This is a genomic window from Sphaerospermopsis reniformis, assembly GCF_005402885.1.
In the GTDB taxonomy this organism is placed as follows: Bacteria; Cyanobacteriota; Cyanobacteriia; order Cyanobacteriales; family Nostocaceae; genus Sphaerospermopsis; species Sphaerospermopsis kisseleviana.
Map to the genome: position 1 here is coordinate 1 of NZ_BJCE01000402.1, position 2,766 is coordinate 2,766.

At 38.9% G+C, this 2,766-nt stretch carries 1 protein-coding gene; it reads left to right on the forward strand.

The genetic code is table 11. The features are described 5' to 3' along the window. Positions 1 to 2,766 (forward strand): condensation domain-containing protein (locus FFR48_RS26935; protein ID WP_162501985.1); only part of this gene is annotated, 2,766 nt, incomplete at both ends.

Here is a 2,766-nt window from a genome sequence, read left to right on the forward strand (position 1 = left end):
ATCACCTAGCCATTGACGGAGTTTCCTGGAGAATCTTATTAGAAGATTTACAAACAGCCTATCAGCAACTTGAGCAAGGCAAAGATATTCAGCTTCCTGCCAAAACCACCTCTTTTAAAGATTGGTCTGAGCAATTAACAGCTTATGCCCAATCACAAACCCTCAAATCGGAAGCGGCTTATTGGTTGAATGAAACTCGCGCCGCAGTTCCTTCCATCTTTGTTGACCATACAAAAGGGGAAAATACTGTTGCCGCAGCTAACACAGTTTTATTGTCTTTAAGTGAGGCAGAAACTCACTCCTTACTGCACGATGTACCAAAAGCTTACAACACACAAATTAACGATGTTCTCCTGACCGCTTTAGCGTTAGTTTTGAGCAAATGGACAAACTCTAAAAATGTGTTGTTCAACTTAGAAGGTCATGGACGGGAAGATATTGTTGATAGTGTAGATTTATCACGGACAATAGGTTGGTTTACAACTATATTCCCCGTAGTGGTAGAACTCCCAACTACAGACAATTTAGGGGATGCTTTTCTGGGGAATGTTTTAAAATCTGTTAAAGAACAACTGCGGGCTATTCCCAATAAAGGCATTGGTTATGGACTATTGCGCTATCTGAGTCAAGATCCAGAAATTGCTAGTCAACTAAAGACATTACCCCAAGCCGAAATCAGTTTTAATTATTTAGGTCAATTTGATCAACAGATTAATACAACCTCTTGGATGCAGCCAGCTAGTGAGTCAGCAGGAAGAATGCACGGTTTACAAAACAACCGCCCTCATCTGCTAGATATAAACAGCATGATAGTTGAAGAACAGTTGCAAATAGAGTGGACATACAGCACAAATCTTCACCAAGCAGCCACAATTGAAAAACTAGCAAGGGAATTTGTCAACACATTACAGGACATCATTACTCATTGTGCATCAGGTAAAAATGGAGGTCATACACCTTCAGATTTCCCATTAGTGAAGCTCAACCAGTTAGAAATAGACCAACTATTGGCAAGTTTCGGCAAAACGAACAAAACTAACTGGCGAAACATTGAAAATATATATCCACTGTCACCAATGCAACAGGGGATGCTGTTTGAAAGTTTGTATGCCCCTGATTCTCAGGTATATTTTGAACAGTCGATTTACAATTTGAGTGGAAAACTAAACCTGAGAGCATTTGAAAAAGCTTGGCAGCAAGTAGTAGCAAGACATTCAATATTGCGGACTGCTTTTATTTGGGAGCAATTGGCAGAGCCGGTGCAAATAGTTTATCGGCAAGTGGATGTTAAAATAGAGAGTGAGGATTGGCAGCACCTATCGACTCAAGAAGCACAAGAAAAATTAGAGGTGTTAGTGCAGTCTCAGAGAAAACAGGGTTTCCAACTGTCTACAGCACCATTAATGCAGTTAAGTGTTATACAATTGAGTGCAGATAGTTATCAATTTGTGTGGAATTTTCATCATTTATTGCTTGATGGCTGGTCAGTGCCTTTACTGTTCCAAGACCTATTGTATTTTTATCAAGCAATTATCAAAGGTGAAAATCCAACACTACCAGCAGTTTTAAGCTATGACAAATATATTGCTTGGTTACAGCAGCAAGACTTGAGCAAAGCTGAAGAATTTTGGCGAGAAAAACTGCAAGGTTTTACAGCACCAACTCCTTTAACAGTTGATAAATTATCTTTAAAGGGTAAACAGTTAGATTCTCGTTACAGGGAACAAAAAATTCAACTGACAGCGCAACAAACAGAAGCTTTACAGACCTTTGTCCGAAAGCATCAACTGACGATGAATAATTTGGTGCAGGGAGCTTGGGGTTTATTATTATCTCGGTACAGTCAAGAATCAGATATTGTTTTTGGTGCTACAGTATCTGGTCGTCCTCCATCTTTAATGGGTGTGGAGTCAATGGTAGGATTATTTATCAATAGCTTACCAGTGAGAGTTAAAACTTGTCCTGAAACTGAAGTTTTGGCTTTGTTGAAAGATCTACAAATACAGCAAGTTGAGTCTGAACAATATTCCTATAGCTCATTGGCAGATATTCAAAGATTGAGTGATGTTCCTGGAGGGAGTTCTTTATTTGAGAGTCTGGTTGTTTTTGAGAATTATCCGGTTAGTGAAGCAGCGGAAAAAAACAATTATGGTTTTTCAATAGATAATGTTCAGGGTATTGAGCAAACCAATTATCCTTTAACAGTGGGAGTAATTCCTGGTCAGGAATTACTGGTAATAATTAGTTATGATACAAGCCGATTTGATGATGCAGCGATTTGTCGTTTGTTAGGACATTTCCAAACATTGTTATCTGGAATTGTTGCTGATCCCCAACAGCGAATTTCCCAATTACCAATACTGACAGAAACTGAGCAACATCAATTATTGGTAGAGTGGAATAATACTCAAGTTGAATATCCTGTTGATAAGTGCATCCATCAGTTATTTGAAGAGCAGGTAGAGAAAACACCGAATGCAATAGCAGTAGTGTTTGAAAACGAACAACTCACCTATCAGCAATTGAATAGTCGGGCGAATCAGTTAGCACATTACTTACAATCTTTGGGTGTAAAAACAGAGACATTAGTAGGGATTTGTGTAGAACGTTCCCTAGAAATGGTAATTGGATTATTAGGCATACTCAAAGCAGGAGGAGCGTATGTACCCCTAGACCCAGAGTATCCCACTGAACGCTTGAGCTTCATGTTAGAAGACGCTCAAGTATCAGTGCTGTTAACACAAAAATCACTATTAAATCAATTAC